This is a genomic window from Flavobacterium aquidurense (genome assembly GCF_031458035.1).
GTDB lineage: Bacteria > Bacteroidota > Bacteroidia > Flavobacteriales > Flavobacteriaceae > Flavobacterium > Flavobacterium aquidurense_C.
The window spans coordinates 525558-542850 of record NZ_JAVDXR010000001.1 but is presented as its reverse complement, the minus strand read 5'-3'; the positions used below and the strand labels follow the sequence as shown (position 1 = coordinate 542850).

The window sequence follows — 17293 nt, the reverse complement described above, 5'->3', positions numbered from 1 at the left end:
ACACTTATGAATTAATTATATTTATATTTGTCACTATTTAAAATGAATTTCGAAATGAAAAATTACGTTATAGGATTGGACTACGGAACAGATTCTGTTCGGGCGGTGCTAATAGATACTGAAAATGGGCAGGAATTGGCATCAAATGTTTCTCATTACAAAAGATGGAAAAACAAACAATATTGTGACGCATCTATAAATCAGTTTCGTCAGCATCCTTTAGACCACATTGAGGGTCTGGAAATTACGATTAAAACCGTTATAAAAGAAAGCAAAGTAGATCCTTCGCAAGTGCGCGGAATCTGTATTGATACCACTGGTTCTTCGCCGGTTCCTGTAACGAAAGACGGAATTCCATTGGCTTTGACAAAAGGTTTTGAAGAGAATCCAAATGCGATGATGGTACTTTGGAAAGATCATACTTCTATCAACGAAGCAAATGAAATCAACGAATTGGCGGTAAGCTGGGGCGGCGAAAACGTAACAAAATATGTGGGCGGCATTTATTCATCAGAATGGTTTTGGGCAAAAATCCTGCACATTGCAAGAGAAGATGAAGCCGTTCGAAATGCTGCGCACACCTGGATGGAGCACTGCGATTTAATGACGTATTTATTAATTGAAGATAAAGATTTAAAATCATTTAAAAGAAGCCGTTGCGCAGCGGGTCACAAAGCAATGTGGCATGCAGACTGGAACGGACTTCCTCCAGTTGAATTCTTAGAAAAACTGCATCCGTATTTGGCAACGCTTCGCGGAAATTTATACGATGAAACGTATACTTCTGATTTAGTTGCCGGAAATTTAAGCAAGGAATGGGCAGATCGTTTAGGACTTTCTACAGATACAGTTGTAGCAGTTGGAACTTTCGATGCACACTCTGGAGCGGTTGGAGCTAAAATTGGAGAAAATACTTTGGTTCGCGTTATGGGAACTTCAACCTGCGATATTTTGGTTGGTTCTTATGATGAAGTTGGAACAAAAACAGTTCGCGGAATTTGCGGACAAGTTGATGGATCTGTAATTCCGGGCTTTATTGGTCTTGAAGCAGGGCAATCTGCTTTTGGAGATTTATTAGCCTGGTACAAAGAACTTCTAATGTGGCCGACTGATCATTTATTAACAGCTTCTACTGTTTTAAATGATGCTCAAAAAGAACAATTGAGAGAAGAATTCAGCGATAAATTAATTGTGGAATTGACAAAAGAAGCGGAGAAAATTCCGGTTTCAGAAAGCCTTCCAATTGCGTTGGACTGGATCAACGGAAGAAGAACTCCGGATGCCAATCAGGAATTAAAAAGTGCCATTTCTAATTTATCTTTAGGAACAAAAGCGCCTCATATTTTTAAAGCTTTGGTAAACGCCATCTGTTTTGGAGCAAAGAAAATTGTAGATCGTTTTGAAGAAGAAGGAGTAAAAATTGACAGCGTTATCGGAATTGGCGGCGTTGCCAGAAAATCACCTTTTATCATGCAGACTTTGGCTAATGTTTTAAATAAGCCGATTAAAATTGCAGCTTCAGATCAGACTCCTGCTTTAGGAGCAGCGATTTATGCAGCAGTGGCAGCCGGAATTTATCCAAATGTAATTGAAGCAAGTCAGAAAATCGGAAGTGATTTCGACGGAGAATATTTCCCTCAATTAGACAAAGTAGCAGCTTACAATAAATTGCTGATTGCTTACGATCAATTAAGTGCTTTTGAAGATCCAACAATTAAAACATCACAACATGAGCTCTCTTTATAAAGATTTAAAACAAGAATGTTACGAAGCCAACATGCAGTTAAATGCATTGAATTTGGTCGTATATACTTTTGGAAATGTGAGTGCTGTGGACAGAAAAAATGGTGTTTTTGCCATCAAACCAAGCGGCGTTCCTTATGAAGATTTAAAACCGGAAGACATCGTAATTGTTGATTTTGATAATAATGTTATTGAAGGAACAATGCGTCCGTCATCAGACACAAAAACACACGCATACTTATATAAAAACTGGCCAAATATCGGTGGTGTGGCGCATACGCACGCAACCTATTCGGTTGCCTGGGCGCAGTCGCAGCAAGATATTCCAATTTTTGGAACAACACATGCGGATCATTTAACTGCGGATATTCCATGTGCTCCGCCAATGGCAGATTCGCTTATTGAAGGGAACTACGAACACAATACAGGTATTCAGATTTTGGATTGCTTCAAAGAAAAAAACCTTTCTTATGAAGAAGTAGAAATGATTCTGATTGGAAATCACGGTCCGTTTGCCTGGGGGAAAAATGCCGCAAAAGCAGTTTACAACAGCAAGGTTTTAGAAGTCGTAGCCGAAATGGCCTATCTAACTTTACAAATAAACCCGAACGCACCAAGATTAAAAGATTCCTTAATAAAGAAACATTACAACCGCAAGCACGGAAAAGATTCGTATTACGGACAATAATTTTAGAGGAAAGAAGAAAGAATAAAGAACAAAGATTTTCGAAATTTCAAAAACTTGAAACAAAGAAAACCTGAAACAAAATAAAAAAAATGATAGATATCGCTCAAAAAGAAGTATGGTTTGTAGTAGGAAGCCAGGAATTATACGGTGAAGAAACACTTAGAAAAGTAGCCGAGCATTCACAAATAATTGCAAAAGGACTTGATGCATCATCTCAAATTCCAGTGAAAGTGGTTTACAAAGATGTGGTAAAATCACCGTCTCAAATCTTAGATGTTTGTTTGGCTGCAAATTCTGCTAAAAACTGTATCGGAATTATTGCCTGGATGCATACTTTTTCACCAGCAAAAATGTGGATCGGCGGATTAAGTATTTTGAAAAAACCATTATGTCATTTACATACACAATACAACGCTGAAATTCCGTGGGGATCAATCGACATGGATTTCATGAACCTGAATCAATCAGCTCACGGAGATCGTGAATTTGGTTTTATCATGTCTAGAATGCGAAAAAAACGCAAAGTGGTTGTTGGACACTGGGAAGACGAAAGAGTTCAGAAAAAATTAGGTATCTGGACAAGAGTAGCTTTAGGATGGGATGAACTTCAAAACTTAAAAGTGGCCCGTATTGGAGACAATATGCGTGAAGTTGCCGTTACAGAAGGTGATAAGGTTGAGGCTCAAATTCGTTTCGGAATGTCAGTGAACGGATTCGATTCATCAGATGTTACGAAGTATATTGAGAAAGTTACAGACAAAGAATTAAATGATTTATTGGCTGTTTACGAACAATCTTATACTTTGACTGATGCTTTAAAAGAAGGCGGAGCGCAAAGAAGTTCATTAGCGGAAGCGGCAAAAATAGAATTAGGTTTAAGAGCTTTCCTTGAAGAAGGAGGTTTTGGCGCTTTTACAGATACGTTTGAAAATTTAGGTGCTTGGAAACAGTTACCTGGAATTGCAACACAAAGATTAATGGCTGATGGTTACGGTTTTGGTGGAGAAGGAGACTGGAAAACAGCTGCAATGGTTCGTGCTTTAAAAGTAATGAACGTTGGTCTTGAAGGAGGAACTTCTTTCATGGAAGATTACACTTATCATTTTACACCTCAAAAATCATATGTTTTAGGATCGCATATGTTGGAAATTTGTCCATCAATTGCTGACGGAAAACCTTCTTGTGAAGTACATCCTTTAGGAATTGGAGGAAAAGAAGATCCGGCTCGTTTGGTATTTAATTCACCAGCTGGAGAAGCAATCAATGTTTCTTTGGTAGATATGGGAACGCGTTTCCGTTTAATCGTAAACGAAGTTACAGCGATTAAACCAATGGCTGAGTTGCCAAAATTACCGGTTGCCAGAGTTTTATGGGATTGTAAACCAAACCTTGACATTGCTGCAACTGCCTGGATTTTAGCCGGAGGAGCGCATCACACAGTTTACAGCCAGTCGTTAACAACAGAATATATGGAAGATTTTGCTGATATCGCCGGAATCGAATTATTAGTGATTGATGAAAAAACTACCGTTAGAGACTTTAAAGATAAGATTAATGCGAATGAAGCATATTATCATTTGTTTCAACACGGACTATAAATTAGTCAAAAGTCGAAAGTCATAAAGTCCGAAAGTTTTAGTTACTTTGGAGAAAAGGCTTTAAGACTTTTGACTTTAAGACTTTACTAACTAAAAAATAACCAATTATGAATGTATTAAAACGTTGCGTTTTCGGAATGAGCCTAATGAGTTTGGCTATGATTTCAGTTCAGTGTAAAAGCGATAAAAAAGCAGATACAGAAACAGTTGCTTCAGATAAAAAAGATGTTGTTTCTATCGAAAAATCAGCATACGGAACAACTGCAAAAGGAGAAAAAGTCGACAGTTATAAATTGAAAAACCAAAATGGGATGGAAGTTGATATCATCACTTTTGGCGGAAGAATTACAGATTTGAAAGTACCGAATAAAGAAGGTGTTTCTGAAAATGTAGTAACCGGATTTAATTCTTTGGCACAATACGAAAAAGAGAATCCATTTTTTGGAGCTTTGATTGGAAGATATGGAAACCGAATTGCGAAAGGAAAATTTACTTTAGACGAAAAAGAATATCAATTGGCTATCAATAATGCTCCAAATGCTTTGCACGGTGGGCCACAAGGTTTTTTTAATGTTGTGTGGAAAGCCGAAGAAGTAAAATCTGAAGATTCAGCATCTTTGAAATTATCTTATTTAAGTAAAGATATGGAAGAAGGTTATCCTGGAAACTTAAAGGTTATTGTTACTTATACTTTGACAAATGACAATCAGTTAGAAGTTTTATATGAAGCGACTACAGATAAGAAAACTGTGGTTAATTTAACACAACACACGTACTTCAATTTATCAGGAGATTTTTCTAAAACAATCTTAGATCACGAATTGACCTTAAATGCAGACAAATTAGTTCCGGTTGATGCAACTTTAATTCCGACTGGAAAATTAGAAGATGTTGCCAATACGCCTTTCGATTTCAGAACTCCAAAATTAATTGGAAAAGATATCGAAGTTAAAAACGAACAATTAGAAAGAGGAAAAGGTTATGATCACTGCTGGGTGCTGAATAATCCTGAAAAAGGAAAAACAATTATTGCAAAAGTATATCACGCATCAAGCGGAAGAGTTATGGAAATGACTACGGATGAACCTGGAATTCAGTTTTACTCTGGAAATTTCCTTGACGGAACTTTGCCAATGCGCAACGGCGGAACATACGCTCACAGATCTGCTTTATGTTTAGAAACAGAACATTATCCTGATTCTCCAAACCAGAAAAACTTCCCAACAACGGTTTTAAACCCGGGAGAAAATTATAAAACTAAAACTACTTTTAAATTTTCTGTGAAAAAATAGTTTTGGAATTATGTTTATTAGTTAGTAATTCTCTGAGAAACCTCGAAAGTTATGCTTTCGAGGTTTTTTTATGAGGAAACTGGAAAGAATTGCACGCAAAGCCGCAGAGTCGCAAAGTTTTTTAAGCTTTGTTCATAAACTTTGCGACTCTGCGGCTTTGCGCGATTAATTCATTTACAACTCTTTAAAAAGCTTAATTTTGCAAGGTAAAACGAAAGCAAAATGAAACATCTTTTTAAAGCAGAAGCAAAATGGACTTTAAACCAAATTCAGGAAGATTCAACGAAGAGATTTTACAGCAAAAGCCATAAAATTATAATTGAAGGGAAGCCTGTTTTAAATGTTTCCGCAGCGAAAGCTTTCAAAGGGGATCCGGAATTATACAATCCTGAAGATTTATTGTTGAGCAGTTTGGTTTCCTGTCACATGATGTCCTATATATATGTATGCGCTCAAAACGGAATAGAAGTTCTCGAATATTCAGACAATGCCGAAGCTACACTGGAAGTTTCTCCTGATGGAAGCGGGCGTTTTGTTGAGGTTAGATTGAAACCTAAAGTGAAAATCTCAAATTCGGATAAAATTGAATTGGCAATCGAGTTTCATAAAAAAGCAAATCAATTGTGTTTTATTGCTAATTCGTGCAATTTTCCTGTTTTGCATGAGGCGAGTTGTGAGGCTGTTTTAGCATGAAAAATGAGCGAATTGCTTACACATGTACAGAAAAGCGTACATTTGTAAAAATTTATTATTATGAAAACAGTTAGTGTAACAGAGTTTAGAGGAAATATTAAAAAATATCTTGATATTGCTGAATCTGAGAAACTTGTCATACATAGAGGTAAAGGAAAATCCTTTGTAATTATTCCTTTAGATGATGAAGATGATAACTCTTTACTAAGTAATGAGCAAAAACAAGCAATAGATAAAGCTTTGGATGATGTAGCAAACGGGAGAGTGCAATCTCATCAAGATGTTATGGATGAAACTAAAAAGCGTTTTCCTCACTTATTCAATAGATAATTTATGGCCCAAATAATTTGGACTCAGGCTGCAAAAAATGACTATTGGAAAAATATTGAATATTTAGAAAATGAATGGACTTTGCAAGATGTCTATAATTTTATTGACAAAACAGAGTCTTTAATAGAGTTGTTATCAAAGGAAAATTTAATTTTTAAACTGACAAACTACAAAAATGTATTTCAGGTTCCTGTTTCTAAGCAGATAACATTGTATTATAAAGTTTTAAAAAGCAATGACATTGAACTTTTAAGATTCTGGAATACCTATCAAAATCCTAAAAAATTAAAACTTTAGGCTCGATCTTTTTTCCTAAAACCAAAAAAACCTCTTCTTTCGAAGAGGTTTTAAGTACCCGGAGCCGGAGTCGAACCGGCACGGTTTCCCACAGGTGTTTGAGACCAGCGCGTCTACCAATTCCGCCATCCGGGCTTAGCAGACGAAAAAACAACCAATAAATCAGTTATTTTAACGCAATAGAATAAGAAATTATGATGTCATAACTGTGCTTATTCCTTTAACACGGTGCAAATGTAAAAAATTAAATTAAATGTTCTACTAAAAATACTTAAATTTTTCCTTTCAGTGTCCAATAAATTTTCTAAATTTGCACCTCGTTAAAACGACGCACACACAACTAACTACACCCGAGGCATTTATACACGTTTTGTTTTACCAAAAAAGGTCAAGCCAAATTGTACAGGCGCAACGGAGCAAAAACAACAAATTATAATGTCGCACCTAGAACCAGAAGCTAAAATTTTTGCTTGTTCACAAAGTGTCTATCTTGCAGAAAAAATTGCCGAACAATACGGAATTCCGTTAGGCAAAGTAACGATGTCAACGTATAGTGATGGAGAATTTCAACCATCTTACGAAGAATCAATAAGAGGATTACGCGTTTTTATCGTGTGCTCAACTTTCCCTTCGGCCGATAATTTGATGGAATTGTTACTAATGATCGATGCAGCAAAACGCGCATCAGCAAGACATATTACAGCTGTTATGCCTTATTTTGGTTGGGCAAGACAGGATAGAAAAGACAAACCAAGAGTTCCGATTGGAGCAAAGTTAGTAGCTAACTTATTAACTGCAGCCGGAGCAACGAGAATCATGACAATGGATTTGCACGCAGATCAAATTCAGGGATTCTTTGAAAAACCAGTAGATCATTTATTTGCATCTACAATCTTTTTGCCATACGTGCAGAGTTTAAAATTGGAAAATTTGACTATTGCATCTCCGGACATGGGTGGTTCAAAAAGAGCATATGCTTACTCTAAGTTTCTAGAATCAGATGTAGTAATCTGTTACAAACAAAGAAAAGCAGCCAACGTTATCGACACTATGGAGCTTATTGGTGAAGTAAAAGGGCGTAACGTAATATTAGTAGACGACATGATCGATACGGGTGGAACATTAGCAAAAGCTGCCGATTTAATGATCGAAAAAGGAGCATTAAGCGTTAGAGCAATTTGTACACACGCTATTTTATCAGGTGGCGCTTACGAAAAAATTGAAAATTCAAAATTAAGCGAATTAATAGTTACCGATTCAATCCCATTAAAGAAAGAATCAAACAAAATTAGAGTAGTGAGTTGTGCACCTCTTTTTGCTGAAGTTATGCACATGGTGCACCACAACAATTCCATCAGTGGAAAATTTATAATGTAAGAAGCAGTAAGCTTTAAGCCTTAGGCTATAAGCTTTATTACTTAGTGCAGAAAAAGCCTAAAGCCTATGGCCTAAAGCTTAAAGCAAATTAGAATATTTATTAATAACTATATTTTTTTACAATGAAATCGATTACAATTAAAGGATCAGAAAGAGAAAGCGTGGGCAAAGTGTCAACTAAAGCCTTACGTAATGCTGGAGCGGTTCCTTGCGTGTTATACGGAGGAAATCAGGCAGTACATTTCTCAGCGGACGCTGCGGCATTCAAAAACTTGGTTTACACTCCAAACGCTCACACAGTTGTGATCGAACTTGGAAAAGGAAAATCATTCAATGCAATTTTGCAAGACATTCAAGTACACCCTGTATCTGACAAAATTTTACACATTGACTTCTTCCAGTTATTTGATGACAAAGAAATCACTATGGAAGTTCCTGTAAAAGTTGTTGGTACATCTAAAGGTGTTCTTGCAGGTGGTGTTTTACGTTTAAACACTCGTAAATTAAAAGTTAAAGCTTTACCTAAAAATCTTCCTGATTTTGTTGAAGCTGACATTACTCCACTTGAAATGGGTAACAAATTATACGTTACTAAAGTTGGTGCTCCAGAATACAAAGTGATGCACCCAGAGAATACAGTTGTTGCTCAGGTAAGAATTTCTCGTGCTGCTATGAAAGCTGCTCAAGAAGCTGCAAAAGCTGCAAAAGCTCCTGCAAAAGGAAAGAAAAAATAATTTTTTTCAAATCAATACAAAAAGCATCAATCGAAAGATTGGTGCTTTTTTTTGCTTTTAAAGGTTCTGAGGTTCTAAGATGCTAAGGTTCTGAGAAAAAGTACAAAGGTTCAAAGTTGCAAAGGGACAAAGTGCTTTTACTTTAACTCAAACCAAGCGAACACAAAGTATAAATGAAATCCGTGTTAATCAGTTTAAATCCGCATCATCCGTGTGCCATTCTTACACCACATTGCGGTTAAAAGTAATGATCTAATTGCCACATTTTCTAATTTTCTAATTTTTCGGGAGCAGAAGTTTCAGGTTTTTCAAGACGTGACCTTCCTGCCATCCGCTATATCTTTTCCTTGCTAAAGGAGCAAGAAAAAGGATACCGCTGCTGTCAGGGCTAGCAAGAATGATTCATTTCTATAAGAAAGAGGTTCAAAGGTTCAAAGGACAAAGTACTCTAGCGTCAATGGGATAAATTGTAATAAAAAATCGGCGTGAATCAGTTTAAATCCGTGTCATCCGCGTTCCATTCTTAGCGCACCTTGCGTATCTCGATAGCTATCGGGATTGCGTTCTTTGCGGTTAATGACAATATAAATCAAATTATCTAATTAACACATTTCCTAATTATCTAATTGCCACATTTTCTAATTACCAACATTAACCCTATTTTTGCATCATGATAAAATGGATTACAAAACTGTTTTCATCAACACAAAAAGAAGAGAACACAGACAATATGAAACCGGAGGTTCACGAACAGCCAAAAAACAATATAAAAAGCGTGAGTAAAAAATATTTAATCGTAGGACTGGGCAATATTGGAGCTGAATACGTAAACACAAGACATAACATCGGATTTAAAGTCCTTGATTTTTTGGCTAAAAAAGAAAGCCTTTCTTTCGAAACCGTAAAACTGGGAGCGCTTGCCGAATATAAATTCAAAGGAAGAACCTTTTTACTGCTCAAACCAAACACATACATGAACCTAAGCGGGAAAGCTGTAAAATACTGGATGGACAAAGAAAATATTCCTTTAGAAAACATTCTGGTAATTACGGACGATTTAAACCTGTCTTTCGGAACCATTCGAATCAAACCAAAAGGAAGCGACGGAGGTCATAACGGATTAAAAAATATTAATCTTGTTTTAAATACGCAGCAATACACCCGTTTCAGATTCGGAATCAGTGATCAGTTCAAAAAAGGACAACAGATTGATTATGTTTTGGGAGATTGGGATGAAGAAGAAAAAGCAAAATTACCGGAACGCTTAGAAATATCTTCAGAAATTATCAGATCATTCGGAACGGCCGGATTAGAAAATACAATGACTACTTTTAATGGAAAATAAAGATTTTCAGCTATTTAGCTATTAAATAATCAATTTATTAATTAATTTAATTCAATTATAACGAAATAGTATTTTCTATTCCAAAGTTAAATGTTTAAATTTGGAATAAATTATTATAAATCATAAAATCATAATATCATGGCTTTTGAATTACCACAATTACCTTATGCATATGATGCATTAGAACCACATATTGATGCCCGTACAATGGAAATTCACCATTCTAAACATCATAATGCATATACAACAAATCTTAACGCTGCTATTGCAGGAACAGATTTAGAGGGGAAAACAATCGAAAACATTTTAATCAACTTAGATAAATCAAACGCTGCAGTTCGTAACAATGGTGGAGGTTTCTACAACCACAATTTATTCTGGACTGTAATGTCTCCAAACGGTGGCGGATTACCAACAGGTGATTTATTAGCTGCAATTGAGTCTTCTTTTGGAACTTTTGAAGAATTTAAAGCAAAATTTGCTAAAGCCGGTGCTACACAATTTGGTTCAGGATGGGCTTGGTTAACAGTACAAAAAGGAGGAAAATTAGAAGTTGTAGGTACTCCAAACCAGGATAATCCATTAATGCCAGAAGTTGCTGGTAACGGTGGAACTCCAATCTTAGGAATGGATGTTTGGGAGCATGCTTACTATTTAAACTACCAAAACAGAAGACCAGATTATATCGAAGCTTTCTTCAGCGTCATTAACTGGACAGAAGTTGCAAGAAGATATGCTTTAGACAAATAGTCTTTTTAAGAGATAATAAAATAAAGAATATAGAGAATAGACGGATGACTTAAGGTTATTCGTCTATTTTTTTTGCCTATACTTTTAATCTTTATTCTATAATCTTTGTTCTTTTATCTTTTTTGCCCCAAATCTACCATAAACTTAACCTACTAATGTTATGGTTCTGTAAATGTAAGACAGCAATTTTAATGAAAAAAACTTTTTAGATGAAAGGTAAATATATCCGATGAAGTAAGTATGAAGATAGAATCAAGAGCAAAGATGAAAGAGCAAAGATGGAAGAGAATAGAATATAGAGAATAGAATATAGAGAATAGAATATAGAGAATAGAGAATAGAATATAGAGAATAGAGAATAGAGAATAGAGAATAGAGGATAGAATATAGAGGATAGAATATAGAGGATAGAATATAAAGGGAAAATAAAAAAGACGGATGGCCTGATAGGCTGTCCGTCTTTTGTTGTCGTCTATAAAAGTATGTTCAACAATCTTTATTCTTTCTTCTTTGATCTTTTGTTGTAATCTGTAGAGGCTATGTTCAACAATCTTTATTCTTTGCTCTATTCTCTTTCTTCTATCCTCTAGAAATAAAAATAAAAAAGGCAGAATCTCTTCTGCCTTTTTTGCCCCAAATCTACCATAAACTTAACCTACTAATGTTATGGTTCTGTAAATGTAAGACAGCTATTTTAATGAAAAAAACTTTTTAGATGAATGGCAAATATATCCGATTAAGTGACGGTAATTTCTTGTTTTTGAAATCCTTGACTTTATTCCAATAAAAAAGGTGGAATTTCTCCCACCCTTTTTGCCCCAAATCTACCATAAACTTAACCTACTAATGTTATGGTCTTCCAAAAGTAATTTAGCTTTTCGGTTTTGCCAAACATATAGGATTAACGGCAAAAAAAACCGATGAAATGCATAATTTAACCTTTTGTTAATACTTTTAGTACGCTCTGGCGTCTTTTCCTTCGTAAAAATTCATGAATGCACGGTTCACTACACGATTCCCTCCAGGGGTAGGATAATCTCCTGTAAAGTACCAGTCACCCAAGTTCTTAGGACACGCAATATGTAAATCTTCTACCTTTTGGAAAATTATTTTTACCTCGGCATTAATTTCAGGTGAACTTAACATTTCTGCAATTTTATCTGAAATTTCCTCTGGAGTAAATTGATCATAAATTGCTGTTACGTAATTAACAACATCAGTGTCAACATAATTTTCCTGAGCTTTACATTTTGCATAAACTTCGTCTACGATATGATATAAATTTCTTTCTTTCAATAAAGCTAATGCTGCTCTAAAAGCAACAAGACCTTCAAGCTTCGCCATGTCAATTCCGTAACAATCAGGGTAACGAATTTGCGGTGCCGAAGAAACGATTACAATACGTTTTGGTTTCAAACGATCCATCATTTTAATGATACTCATTTTAAGAGTAGTACCACGAACAATACTGTCATCAATAATAACCAGATTATCAGTTGGTTTGATTACTCCGTACGTTACGTCGTAAACGTGAGCTACTAAATCATCACGGCTGCTGTCTTCAGTAATAAAGGTTCTAAGTTTAGCATCTTTAATAGCAACTTTTTCCGTACGGATTTTTACAGCTAATAATTCTTGTAAAGTTTCAGCCGTAAGTGTATTTCTGTTTTCTAAAATATAATTGTTTTTTCTTTGGTTTAAGAAGTCCTGAGCAGCTTCCACTAAACCATAAAAAGAAGTTTCGGCAGTATTCGGGATGTAAGAGAATACGGTGTTATCTGTATCGCTGTCAATTGATTTAAGAACGGCAGGTAAAATTAATTTTCCTAAATTTTTACGTTCCTGATAAATTTCAGCATCACTCCCTCTTGAGAAATAAATTCTTTCGAATGAACAAGCTTTCTTAACGGTTGGTTCCAAAATCTGATTCATAGAAACTTTTCCGTCTTTTTTGATGATCAAAGCATTTCCTGGTTCAATTTCCTGAACACTTTCAAATGGTACATTAAATACAGTTTGAATAACAGGTCTTTCAGAAGCTACAACAACCACTTCGTCATCTTGGTAGAAATAAGCTGGACGAATTCCGGCAGGATCTCTAAAAACGAAAGCATCACCATGACCTAATAATCCGGCCATTGCATAACCTCCGTCTAAATTCTTTGCTGAGCGTGTTAGTATTTTTGCGATATCCAAACGGTCAGCGATTACTGGAGAAGCTTCTCTTTTAGAATAGCCTTCTTCTTTGCAATCCTGATACAATGACATCACCTCTTTATCTAAGAAGTGACCAATTTTTTCCATTACGGTAACAGTATCCGCCATTTCTTTTGGATGCTGTCCAAGCTCTACTAAATTTTCGAAAAGCTCTTTAACATTCGTCATATTGAAGTTTCCGGCCAAAATCAAATTACGGTGCATCCAGTTACTCTGACGTAAAAATGGGTGAACGCTTTCAATACTGTTTTTTCCGAAAGTTCCGTAACGAACGTGTCCTAAAAATAATTCACCTATATAAGGTATGTTCGCTTTTTGAGCTGCAACATCATTTGCGTATTCAGGATGACTTGTCATTTCCTCATTAATACGCTCATTGATTTGTTTGAAAACGTCCTGAATTGGCTGTGCATGATTCGAACGAACTCTGCTGATATAACGCTCACCAGGCTCAACATCAAATTTGATGCTCGCAAAACCAGCACCATCCTGACCACGGTTGTGCTGCTTCTCCATCATCAGATACATTTTTTGTATCCCGTAAAAAGCAGTTCCGTATTTCTCTTTGTAATATTCAAGCGGTTTAAGAAGTCTAACTAAGGCTATACCACATTCGTGTTTTAACGCGTCGCTCATTGTGTTTTGTATTTTGTGTTGTTGTAAGTTGTGTGTATTAACGTAATAAAAAAGCCCCGTGTTATCGAGGCTTTAGGGCATTATATTTCTATGTCAAACTGAGTTAACGACTTAAATTGCTGTAATCGAATCGCTACTTCAGCTTTGCTTAATGTTTCCATCCTTTCAGTTCCAAATTTCTCTACACAGAATGAAGCTAAATTAGAACCATAAATAATTGCATTTTTCATGTTGCCAAATGATATGTTTTCACTTTGCGCAATGAATCCAGAAAAACCTCCTGCGAAAGTGTCTCCGGCTCCTGTCGGATCAAAAACATCTTCTAACGGTAAAGCTGGTGCAAAGAATACTTCTCTATTGTGGAATAAAAGTGCGCCGTGTTCTCCTTTTTTGATCACCACGTATTTTGGTCCCATTTCCTGAATTCTGTTTGCAGCTCTTACTAATGAATATTCTCCTGAAAGTTGTCTTGCTTCTTCATCGTTGATAGTAATTACGTCTACACGTTTAATTACGTCCAATAATTCAGGAAGAGCACAGTCCATCCAAAAATTCATAGTGTCTAAAACTACTAATTTTGGTTTCTTTTCCATTTGATCCAAAACACTGCTTTGTACTAACGGATGTAAGTTTCCTAACATCACAACATCAGCATCTTTAAAGTTTTGAGGAACTTTTGGCTGAAAATCTGCCAAAACGTTTAGTTCAGTAACCAAAGTATCTCTTGAGTTTAGATCGTTGTGGTATAAACCGCTCCAGAAAAAGGTTTTTCCGCCTTTTACAATTTCGATACCAGAGATATCAATATTTTTTGAAGTCAATAAATCTAAATGTTCTTGAGGAAAATCGTCGCCAACTACAGAAACAATGGCCGATTGCAAGTTAAAAAAGGATGCTGATAAACCAATGTACGTTGCAGCACCACCTAATATTTTATCTGTTTTTCCGAAAGGAGTTTCAATCGCGTCGAAAGCAACCGTTCCAACAATCAATAATTTATTCATTTTATGAATTTCGAATTAGGGTGCAAAGATACTTCATAAGTTGCAATATTGCAATGGTTTAAGTTCTCAAAATTTTCATAAAAAAACAATAACGTTTGCGGGGCTAAAACTATTGTAAATGAGAGATTTATATTTGAATCTTTTGAAGGATTAAAATAGGTTTTTTGGATTTAAAGTGCAAGATTTATTTTCGAAAAAAGCTTTGAATGTTTTTCGTTAGATTTGTCTCAATATCAAAATCTAATTCATGAAGAAAATCCTTACCTTATTATTGTTGTTTTGTTTTTTGATTTCTTGTGAAAGAAAAGAACCAAACTTTTCTAAAGAAATGATTGAGAAATTGGCGTATATGCAAGAAGATCCAAAATTAGGTTTATTGCCATCTAGATATTTAGGGCTTGATTTATACGTTTGGAAAAGTGGCAAAGAAATTTATAAAACAAACAATCATGATTTGTTCTCTTATTATAAAAAGGATTATGTTGAAGAATTTATTTCATTTGAAAAGTTTTTAAATGTCGTCTTAAATCAAGATTATCTTTTAGATGAAAATTTAGACGACTCATATTCTTTTAAATTAGATCAAAAAATACAGAAAGAATATATCAGTTTAGGATTTGATAAATTTTTAAAAAAGTATTCAGAAGATAATGTTGGAAAAGAAAAGCTTAGACTTAACAAATCAATTATTCAGAAAAATGAGCTTTCAACAATAAAATACCTTTTATATAAAAATAGATATGATGTTGGTTTTGATGATTACAACGCTGCATATTATATTTGGAAAAGAGAAGATTCTTTTAAATAAATTATAGTTGATAGAATTCGAAGATTTTCAGCTTTTTCTCTTCCCATTTTTTATTAAACATTTCTAAAGACATTGTTGGGGATTTTTCAGCAATTTCAATCCAACGTGTAAATTCTTCTTCGGATAAATCTCTTCCAATTTGTTCACTTTCATCTTCAATCATAATTAGTTTTTTTTTAGTAAATTTTACAACTGATATTTCTTATCAAAATAATTCTTCAATAACCCAATCTGAATCAGAATCATAAAAGGAACAATTAAAATCGCGTATAAAATGTTTTTAGAAAAATGAATTCCTGAAAATACAGCTGAGAATTTTTCTGTATACGATTTATCAATTCCCAGATTATATTCATTTCCTGAAAAAAGTGATGCGTAAACTGCTAAACCAATTAAGCCCAAACCAATAATAATCCATATTGATTTAGAAATTAAAGGTTTGTAGGTTTTAATTTTGCTTTGTTCAGCCACTAAAACCTGCGTCATTATTTTTGAAGTAAAGTCAAAAGATGGCGACTCCAAAGTGTTTTCGGCCATCATTTTATCAATAAGTTTTTCGATATTTTTATCTTCCTCTTTCATAACTCTCTACTGTTTCTGGTTCTAATTGCTTTCTCAAAATTACGGCTAATTTCTGTCGGCTTCTAAATAATTTTACTTTGACATTGTTAGCATTAATGCTCATAATCTTCCCGATTTCTTCTAAACTCTGATCTTCAAAATAAAATAAAGTGAGCAGGAAATTCTCATCACTCGGTAATAAATTCAAACAATTCTGAATCGTTTGCTTTCGTTCTTTATCTTCCAAAGCACTCAAAGCGTTGTCCATCGTTTTAATTAAATGTGCCGAAAATTCGTCTATCGATATATTAAGGTCTTCTTTTTTATTTTTCTTCAAACGATCTAAACACGTATTATAAGCAATCTTATAAATCCAGGTCGAAAATTTTGAATCGCCCTTAAACTTGCTCAGTGAACTGTAAATTTTAATAAAAGTATCCTGTGCAACTTCTTCTGCTTCTTCTCTGTTTTTAATCATTTTCAGTGCCAATGTAAAAATCATATCCTTATAACGATCTACCAGCACGGCAAAAGAATTAGTCTCGCCCTGCAGAATTTTATCGATATAATGTTGATCACTGATTGCACTCATATTATATAGGACGAAAGTTATACGGTTTAGGTTACAAGGAATTTTAAAAAAATTAAATTCCAATAAAAAAAATGCAAATTCCAATTTTCAGATAAGTAATTTCAGCTTTGACAAAGTTTGTAGTTTATAAAAAGAAATTTAATACTCAAAATTAACTGATAATCAATGCAATTGGAATTTGGAGTTTAAAAAATTTGGAATTTATTTTCAAATTCTTGTAACCTAAATAAAAAACCTCTCGTCATATGGAGTATCAATCAATTAAATAAAATGAAATTATGGGACCACAAGTTTTAATACCAGTTAGTCTATTTCTGATGATCTTCGGGATTGTCTATCTTTTTTTCTCCACCAGAAACAGGGAGCGTATGGCTCTAATAGAAAAAGGCGTTGATGCCAGCATCTTTTTAAAGGGAGCCGGAAAAGGCTCTGCGTGGAAAGTTTTCGTTGTGAATTTAGCTTTCTTATTAATAGGAAGCGGCATTGGTATTTTTCTAGCCTTATTAATTACAACCTATACTTCTTTAGACGATGATGCGGTTTATCCTTCTATTATTTTCATAATGGCCGGAGCTGGATTATTGGCTGGATTTAGAACTGCCAAAGATTTAGATAAAGAATAAAGATT

Annotated in this window: 18 protein-coding genes and 1 tRNA gene; 13 read left to right on the top strand and 6 right to left on the bottom strand. The window is 34.7% G+C overall.

The window, feature by feature from the left end:
• Positions 1 to 54 precede the first annotated feature (54 nt).
• From J2X17_RS02305 to J2X17_RS02275, 7 genes are all read left to right on the top strand, one after another.
• Entirely contained in the window at positions 55 to 1746 is a 1692-nt protein-coding gene (locus tag J2X17_RS02305; protein WP_310294277.1) for a ribulokinase, read from the top strand.
• Entirely contained in the window at positions 1730 to 2431 is a 702-nt protein-coding gene (locus J2X17_RS02300; protein ID WP_026982501.1) for an L-ribulose-5-phosphate 4-epimerase, read from the top strand. The genes J2X17_RS02305 and J2X17_RS02300 overlap by 17 nt, the downstream gene beginning before the upstream one ends.
• Positions 2432 to 2520: 89 nt before the next feature.
• Positions 2521 to 4029 carry an L-arabinose isomerase gene (gene araA / locus J2X17_RS02295; protein WP_310294276.1) on the top strand — a complete coding sequence of 503 codons (1509 nt, stop codon included), beginning with the start codon at positions 2521 to 2523 and terminating at the stop codon, positions 4027 to 4029.
• 107 nt (positions 4030 to 4136) lie between these two features.
• Positions 4137 to 5321 (top strand): aldose epimerase family protein, encoded by a 1185-nt coding sequence (locus tag J2X17_RS02290; protein ID WP_310294275.1) that lies wholly within the window; start codon positions 4137 to 4139, stop codon positions 5319 to 5321.
• Between the two features lie 222 nt (positions 5322 to 5543).
• Entirely contained in the window at positions 5544 to 6014 is a 471-nt protein-coding gene (locus J2X17_RS02285) for an OsmC family protein (protein ID WP_310294274.1), read from the top strand.
• 60 nt (positions 6015 to 6074) lie between these two features.
• Positions 6075 to 6344, top strand: a complete 270-nt coding sequence (locus tag J2X17_RS02280) for a type II toxin-antitoxin system Phd/YefM family antitoxin (RefSeq protein ID WP_310294272.1) — start codon at positions 6075 to 6077, stop codon at positions 6342 to 6344.
• Between the two features lie 3 nt (positions 6345 to 6347).
• Positions 6348 to 6641, top strand: a complete 294-nt coding sequence (locus J2X17_RS02275; protein ID WP_310294271.1) for a type II toxin-antitoxin system RelE/ParE family toxin — start codon at positions 6348 to 6350, stop codon at positions 6639 to 6641.
• Positions 6642 to 6696: 55 nt separating this feature from the next.
• Here J2X17_RS02275 and J2X17_RS02270 read toward each other — a convergent pair.
• Positions 6697 to 6776: transfer RNA gene (locus J2X17_RS02270), tRNA-Leu, on the bottom strand.
• A 300-nt stretch (positions 6777 to 7076) separates the two neighbouring features.
• Between J2X17_RS02270 and J2X17_RS02265 the strand changes: the two genes are divergently transcribed.
• From J2X17_RS02265 to J2X17_RS02250, 4 genes are all read left to right on the top strand, one after another.
• Positions 7077 to 8018 carry a ribose-phosphate pyrophosphokinase gene (locus J2X17_RS02265; protein ID WP_310294270.1) on the top strand — a complete coding sequence of 314 codons (942 nt, stop codon included), beginning with the start codon at positions 7077 to 7079 and terminating at the stop codon, positions 8016 to 8018.
• 122 nt (positions 8019 to 8140) lie between these two features.
• Positions 8141 to 8752 (top strand): 50S ribosomal protein L25/general stress protein Ctc, encoded by a 612-nt coding sequence (locus J2X17_RS02260; protein WP_310294269.1) that lies wholly within the window; start codon positions 8141 to 8143, stop codon positions 8750 to 8752.
• Positions 8753 to 9422: 670 nt separating this feature from the next.
• Positions 9423 to 10097 carry an aminoacyl-tRNA hydrolase gene (pth, locus tag J2X17_RS02255; RefSeq protein ID WP_310294266.1) on the top strand — a complete coding sequence of 225 codons (675 nt, stop codon included), beginning with the start codon at positions 9423 to 9425 and terminating at the stop codon, positions 10095 to 10097.
• Between the two features lie 138 nt (positions 10098 to 10235).
• Entirely contained in the window at positions 10236 to 10847 is a 612-nt protein-coding gene (locus J2X17_RS02250) for a superoxide dismutase (RefSeq protein ID WP_310294263.1), read from the top strand.
• A 954-nt stretch (positions 10848 to 11801) separates the two neighbouring features.
• Here the strand turns inward: J2X17_RS02250 and J2X17_RS02245 are convergent.
• Both J2X17_RS02245 and J2X17_RS02240 read right to left on the bottom strand, forming a co-directional pair.
• A complete protein-coding gene (locus J2X17_RS02245; RefSeq protein ID WP_310294259.1) occupies positions 11802 to 13700 on the bottom strand; it encodes an amidophosphoribosyltransferase in 1899 nt (632 codons plus the stop codon).
• Between the two features lie 80 nt (positions 13701 to 13780).
• Positions 13781 to 14704, bottom strand: a complete 924-nt coding sequence (locus J2X17_RS02240; protein ID WP_310294258.1) for a PfkB family carbohydrate kinase — start codon at positions 14702 to 14704, stop codon at positions 13781 to 13783.
• Positions 14705 to 14951: 247 nt separating this feature from the next.
• On the opposite strand from J2X17_RS02240, the gene J2X17_RS02235 reads away from it, so the two are divergent.
• A complete protein-coding gene (locus J2X17_RS02235; RefSeq protein ID WP_310294257.1) occupies positions 14952 to 15512 on the top strand; it encodes a hypothetical protein in 561 nt (186 codons plus the stop codon).
• Position 15513: 1 nt separating this feature from the next.
• Here the strand turns inward: J2X17_RS02235 and J2X17_RS02230 are convergent, their stop codons facing one another.
• The 3 genes from J2X17_RS02230 to J2X17_RS02220 are packed head-to-tail and all read right to left on the bottom strand — an operon-like array spanning position 15514 to position 16665.
• Positions 15514 to 15675, bottom strand: a complete 162-nt coding sequence (locus tag J2X17_RS02230) for a hypothetical protein (protein WP_310294256.1) — start codon at positions 15673 to 15675, stop codon at positions 15514 to 15516.
• Positions 15676 to 15698: 23 nt separating this feature from the next.
• On the bottom strand, positions 15699 to 16094 hold the full coding sequence (locus J2X17_RS02225) for a hypothetical protein (protein WP_310294254.1): 396 nt from the start codon (positions 16092 to 16094) through the stop codon (positions 15699 to 15701).
• Positions 16078 to 16665, bottom strand: a complete 588-nt coding sequence (locus J2X17_RS02220) for an RNA polymerase sigma factor (protein ID WP_310294253.1) — start codon at positions 16663 to 16665, stop codon at positions 16078 to 16080. Before J2X17_RS02220 ends, J2X17_RS02225 begins: the two co-directional genes overlap by 17 nt.
• A gap of 278 nt (positions 16666 to 16943) precedes the next feature.
• On the opposite strand from J2X17_RS02220, the gene J2X17_RS02215 reads away from it, so the two are divergent.
• Positions 16944 to 17288, top strand: a complete 345-nt coding sequence (locus J2X17_RS02215; RefSeq protein WP_310294252.1) for a DUF6249 domain-containing protein — start codon at positions 16944 to 16946, stop codon at positions 17286 to 17288.
• The last annotated feature ends 5 nt before the right edge of the window (positions 17289 to 17293 follow it).